The following is a 6048-nucleotide window of genomic DNA, read 5'->3' on the forward strand; positions in this document are numbered from 1 at the left end:
ATCCAGACGCGTTACCGTTTCGACTCCATCACCAGCGGTAGCGGTTATGGATTCCCGCCTTCGCGGGAATGACGGGGGTGGGGGTCTGCCGCCGCACCATCAACGGCCGGCATCTTGAAGCCGTAGGAAAGAGAGGCGTCTCACCCCATTCGTCATCCCGACGGACGTCGGGATCCATGGACGCGGTGCGCTATCGTTGGTGCGCAACCATCCGCCGAGTGTGTCCATGGATCCCGGCGTCCGCCGGGATGACGGGAGAGAAGTGCGCCGGCCCGCACGCCTCAACAAACGTCATTCCCGCGCGGGCGGGAATCCAGACGCGCTACCGTTTCGGCTTCATCACTAGCGGTAGCGGTTATGGATTCCCGCCTTCGCGGGAATGACGGGGGAAGGTGGCGGTCGGCGGCCTCCCAAAACGGTGGCAGACGTGCCCCACGCTGGCGGGCGCCCCCCCGCCCCCCGCATCAATGGTTGTCGCGCGGCAGGCCCATCGTCTGCGCAATGCGCTGATACTTTTCCGCGCCCTCCAGAATCGCACCGGTGTTCATCTGCCCGACGACGGCGCGCTGGATCTCCTGCCACGGCGTTTGCGACGCGGGATAGGCATAGCCCCCCGCCGCCTCCAGCGCGGCACGGCGTTCCATCAGCTCCGCGTCCGAAATCAGCACATTGGCGCTGCCGGTGTTGAGGTCGATCCGCACCCGGTCGCCCGTCTTCAGCAGCGCAAGCCCGCCCATGGCCGCCGCTTCGGGCGAGGCGTTGAGGATCGACGGTGACCCGCTCGTCCCCGATTGGCGGCCGTCGCCGATGCACGGCAGCGCGTGCACGCCCTCGGTGATCAGATACGCCGGCGGCCGCATGTTCACGACCTCCGCCGCGCCGGGATAGCCGATCGGCCCGGCGCCGCGCATGAACAACAAGGTCTCGGGCGTGATGCCGGTCGCGGGATCGTCGATGCGGTGGTGGTAATCCTCGGGGCCATCAAAGACGACCGCCGGCCCTTCGAACGCATTGGGATCGTCGGGGTTGGAGAGGTAACGGTCGCGGAACTCCTTCGAGATCACGCTGGTCTTCATCACCGCCGCGTCGAACAGATTGCCCGACAGCACGATGAAGCCCGCGTCCGTCACCAGCGGCTGGTCGAACGGGCGGATGACCTTCTCGTCCTCGATCGCGACCCCGCGGCAATTGTCGCCCATCGACCGGCCGTTGACGGTCAGCGCGCCCTCGTGGATCAGGCCCTGGCCCATCAATTGGTTGACCACCGCAGGCACGCCGCCGGCGCGGTAATAATCCTCGCCCAGATATTCGCCCGCGGGCTGCAGATTGACGAGCAGCGGCACCTTGTGCCCCTCCGTCTCCCAATCCTTGATCGGCAGGTCGACGCCGATATGGCGCGCGATCGCCGCCAGGTGGATCGGCGCGTTGGTCGATCCGCCGATCGCCGAATTGACGCGGATGGCGTTGTGGAACGCTTGCTGAGTCAGGATGTCCGACGGCTTCAGGTCCTCCGCCACCATCTCGACGATGCGCTTGCCGGTGAGGTACGCGACCTCCTGCCGGTCGCGATAGGGCGCGGGGATCGCCGCCGATCCGGGCAGGCTCATGCCGAGCGCTTCGCACAGCGAATTCATCGTCGTCGCGGTGCCCATCGTGTTGCAATAGCCGGTCGACGGTGCCGAGGATGCGACCAGGCGGATGAACTCCGCATCGTCGATCTCGCCGGCGGCAAGCATCTGCCGCGCCTTCCACACGATCGTGCCCGATCCGGTGCGCTCGCCCTTGTGCCAGCCGTTCAGCATCGGTCCCACGGACAGGGCGATCGCCGGGATGTTCACCGTCGCGGCGCCCATCAGCATGGCGGGGGTCGTCTTGTCGCAGCCGATCGTCAGCACCACGCCGTCCAGCGGATAACCGTACAGCGTCTCGACCAGCCCCAGATAGGCGAGGTTGCGGTCCAGCCCCGCGGTCGGGCGCTTGCCGGTTTCCTGGATCGGATGGACCGGGAATTCCAGCACGATGCCGCCCGCCTCGCGCACGCCCTCGCGCACGCGCTCCGCCAGCACCAGATGGTGGCGGTTGCATGGGGACAGGTCGCTGCCCGTCTGCGCGATGCCGATGATCGGCTTGCCCGAGCGCAGCTCGTCCAGGCTGAGGCCGAAGTTCAGATAGCGCTCCAGATACAGCGCCGTCATGTCGATATTGTCCGGGTTGTCGAACCAGGCGCGGGACCGCAGGGCGCTGGGGAGTTTGGGCGTATCGGTGGTCATAAAAGCTCCGGTCAGCGCGCCACGGAGACGCGATAGATCATCTGGTGGTGATAGGGTTTGCCCGGATCGACGCGCGCCGATCCGAACGCGGGCTGGTTGGGCGTGTCTGGAAAGGTCTGCGGCTCCAGCGCGAAGCCATCGCCCATGCGATAGACGTGGCCCTGCTTCCCCACGAACGTCCCGTCCAGGAAATTGCCCGAATAGAATTGCACCCCCGGCTCGGTCGACAGCACCTCGAGCACGCGGCCCGACACCGGATCCTCGACCCGCGCGGCGAGCTTGGGCTGCGCGGTCCGGCCGGCATCGAGCGCGAAATTATGGTCGTAGCCTCGGCCGATTACGATCTGCGGATCGCGGCCGTCGCGGATGCTCTGGCCGATGGCGCGCGGCCTGGTGAAGTCGAACACGCTGCCTGCTACCGCTTTCAGTTCGCCCGTCGGGATCAGCGCCGCATTGACCGGCGTGTAGCGCGCGGCGGGGATCGTCATTCGCTGGGCGTAGATGCCGCCTGCCGATCCCTCGCCCGCCAGGTCGAACAGCGCATGGTTGGTCAGGTTGACGATCGTCGGCGCGTCGGTCTTCGCGGTGAAATCGATCGTCAGCGCGCCCGTGTCGTCGAGCGCATAGGTCACCTCGACGTCGAGCTTGCCCGGATAGCCCTGATCGCCCGCGGGGCTGGTCAGCGCCATCGTCACGCTCGCGCGGGCGCCGCTGGGTGTGACCGACACGATCCGCCACACCGCTTTGTCGAACCCGGTGGTGCCGCCATGCAGCGAGTTGGTCTTGTCGTTGAGCGGCAGCTGATACGTCTTGCCGTCCAGCGTGAAGCGGCCGCCCGCGATCCGGTTTGCGTAGCGGCCGACGGTCTGGCCCCAGAAATTCGGCTGTGTGACATACGCGGCGGCGGTGTCATGGCCCAGCGTGATGTCGGCCAGCGTGCCGTTGCGGTCCGGCGCCTCGAACGCCTGCAACGTCGCGCCCAGCGTCATCACCCGCGCGCGCACGCCATTCGCCCCGGTCAGCGTCACCGCCTCGATCCGGGTGCCGTCGGGCAGTCGGCCGAAATCGGCGCGAGTCGCGGTTGCGGCGCAGGCGGCATCGGCCGCCGCGATCGTCAGTATCCCCGCACAGGCCATTTGGAACGCGAAACCCACTTTCATGTTGCGCCTCTCCCCGTTCGTCCCCGGCATTGACCCGGTGGTTCTTCGCTATATAGTCAGACAAATAGCCGGGGCGCAAGGCAGCCTGTGGTAGCGATACAAATAGGGGAGAGGACATGGCTGGACCGATGATGGCACCACCGCCCGCGGCCGCAGGCAGCGGCGTGGCGGGTGGACGCAAGGCGGGCGTCGCGCTCGCGCTCGTCTATGTGACGACGTTGTTCTTCATCTGGGCGTTCGTGACGAATCTGATCGACCCGCTCGTGAAGAGCATGAAGGTCATCTACACGCTCAGCGACTTCGAAACGCAGCTCAACCAGTTCGCCTTCTTCATCGCTTATGGCGTCATGTCGATCCCGTCGGCCTGGTATCTGTCGCGCCGCGGCTACGCCAATTCGATCGTCCTCGGCCTGCTCGGCGTCGTCGCCGGCTGTCTCGTCGCCTGGTCGACCGCCTGGTCCAACAGCTTCGTCACCGTGCTGCTCGGGCTGTTCGTCGCGGCGTCGGGCGTCACCTTGCTGCAGGTCGCGGCCAATCCGCTGATCGCGTCGATGGGCGACCCCAAGGGCTCGCACTTCCGCCTCAACCTCAGCCAGGCGTTCAACTCGCTCGGCGCCTATGTCGGCGGCACGTTCGGCGCGGCCTATCTGCTGCGCGGCGACCTGTTCGCCAAGGATGCGGTGCTGACCCCAGCGCTGAAGGCGGACAGCCTGGGCTTCGTCACCCACGTCTATCTGATGATCGCGGTGATCCTCGCGGTCTTCACCGGCCTGGTCTTCTTCGCCAAGCGCACGATCAACGCGCACGCGCCGGCGCTCGCCACCAACGTCGAATCACCGCTGTCGGCGCTGCGTTCGCGCTGGGCGAACCTCGGCTCGGTCGCGATCTTCCTGTATGTCGGCGCCGAGGTCTGCGTGATCTCGGGCATGATCTTCTTCCTCGAACAGCGTCACATCCTCGACGTGCCGGCGCAGATCGCCGGTTACATCGCGCCGCTGTTCATGCTGCTCGCGATGATCGGCCGCTTCGGTGGCAGCGTGTTGCTGCGCTATGCCAAGGCGACGACGCTGCTGACGCTGGTCGGTGCGGGCGCATCGATCCTGTGCCTCGTCATCATCGCGACGTACGACATGGCGGCGACGCCGCTCGGCGGCACGATCACGCTGCCCGGCGGCTATGTCGCGCCGCTGACGATGGGCTTCGTCCCCGCGGTCGCCGCGCTGCTGCTCGGCCTGATGAACTCGATCATGTTCCCGACGATCTTCACGCTGACGCTGGAGCGGTCGACCGCACCCGCCTCGGCGACGTCAGGGCTGATGTGCATGGCGATCTGCGGCGGCGGCTTCGTTTCGATCCTGTACGGCGCGGTGATCGACGCCTTTGCCGGCTTCGCACCCGAAGGCGCGCGCTCGCTCGCCTTCGTCGTGCCGTTGGTCTGCTACCTCTACGTCCTCTGGTATGCGCGCGCGGCGCTGAAAGCCCCGACGCACGTCATCGAGGAAACCGTCGAGCCGACCGCCTGAGGCGATGACGATGGGCACGGCCATGAGCGCGGTGATCGCGATTGACTGGGGCACGACCAACCGTCGGGCGTACCGGATCGAGCCCGACGGCCGGGTCGCTGACCGTGTCGAGGGCGGCGCGGGCGTGCTTGGACTGGCGCCGGGGGAGTACGCCCCAGTGCTGGCCGACCTGCGGGCTCGCCTCGGCGACCTGCCGGTAATCGCCGCCGGTATGGTCGGCTCGACGCGTGGCTGGCACGAGGCACCCTATGCAGCCGCCCCCGCCGATCTCGCCGCGATTGCCGCCGCGGCGCTCCGTATCGAGGCAGAACGCGCCACGATCGTCCCCGGCGTCGCGCTGCTGCACGGGCCCCGCGCCGACGTGATGCGCGGCGAAGAGGTGCAGGTGCTGGGCGTGATCGCCGCCGGCCTGGCGCCCGCCGACGCGCTGTTCTGCCAACCCGGCACGCACAACAAATGGGTCGCGACCGATGGCGGCCGCATCACCGACATCGCCACGGTGATGACCGGCGAACTCTTCGCGCTGCTGAAGAGCCATGGCATCCTCGCCGGCATGCTGGATGGCGCGGTGGCGGACGGGCCGGCGTTCCGCGACGGCGTCGCGCGCGGGGCAGGGGCGTGCGATCTCGGTGCCGCGCTGTTCGAAGTGCGCAGCGGCGTGCTCCTCGGCCGCCGCCCGGCGGCGGACGCCGCGGCCTATGCCAGCGGCGTGCTGATCGGCAACGACGTCGGCGCCCGTGATGTCGCCGGCCGCGCGGTCCATCTGCTCGCCACCGGCGCGCTGGCGGAGCTCTACGCGGTCGCGATCGAAACCCGCGCCGGCCGCGTCGTGCCGGTGGATGCGACCGCGGCGTTCGTCGCCGGCATCCATCACTTGCGCGCGTTTCTCGCGTGAGGCTCCCCGTCTCCCCTTCGTCATCCCGGCGCACGCCGGGATCCATGGACCCGGCGCGGCCGGCGATAGCGCGCCCCCTCGACGGCCCGCATCCGTGGATCCCGGCTTTCGCCGGGATGACGAACGAGGGGAAACACCGATCCGCCCACCCACCCCGTCACCCCGGCCTTGAGCCGGGGTCCCGCTTCATCCAGGCGATG

General features: G+C 68.0%; 4 protein-coding genes. 2 read left to right on the top strand and 2 right to left on the bottom strand.

Annotated features, from left to right (window positions below):
• Positions 1-464: 464 nt before the first annotated feature.
• Together ACGVWT_RS18890 and ACGVWT_RS18895 are read right to left on the bottom strand one after the other, a co-directional pair.
• Complete coding sequence (locus tag ACGVWT_RS18890) at positions 465-2270, bottom strand: IlvD/Edd family dehydratase (protein WP_315460602.1); 1806 nt, start codon at positions 2268-2270, stop codon at positions 465-467.
• An 11-nt stretch (positions 2271-2281) separates the two neighbouring features.
• On the bottom strand, positions 2282-3430 hold the full coding sequence (locus ACGVWT_RS18895) for an aldose epimerase family protein (protein WP_315460601.1): 1149 nt from the start codon (positions 3428-3430) through the stop codon (positions 2282-2284).
• Between the two features lie 116 nt (positions 3431-3546).
• On the opposite strand from ACGVWT_RS18895, the gene ACGVWT_RS18900 reads away from it, so the two are divergent.
• Both ACGVWT_RS18900 and ACGVWT_RS18905 read left to right on the top strand, forming a co-directional pair.
• Positions 3547-4953, top strand: coding sequence for an MFS transporter (locus tag ACGVWT_RS18900; RefSeq protein WP_315460600.1), 1407 nt, complete (start codon positions 3547-3549; stop codon positions 4951-4953).
• A 10-nt stretch (positions 4954-4963) separates the two neighbouring features.
• Positions 4964-5848 (top strand): 2-dehydro-3-deoxygalactonokinase, encoded by an 885-nt coding sequence (locus tag ACGVWT_RS18905; RefSeq protein ID WP_315460599.1) that lies wholly within the window; start codon positions 4964-4966, stop codon positions 5846-5848.
• Positions 5849-6048 lie beyond the last annotated feature (200 nt).

It is taken from the genome of Sphingomonas sp. S6 (assembly GCF_043498045.1).
Taxonomy (GTDB): Bacteria; Pseudomonadota; Alphaproteobacteria; order Sphingomonadales; family Sphingomonadaceae; genus Sphingomonas.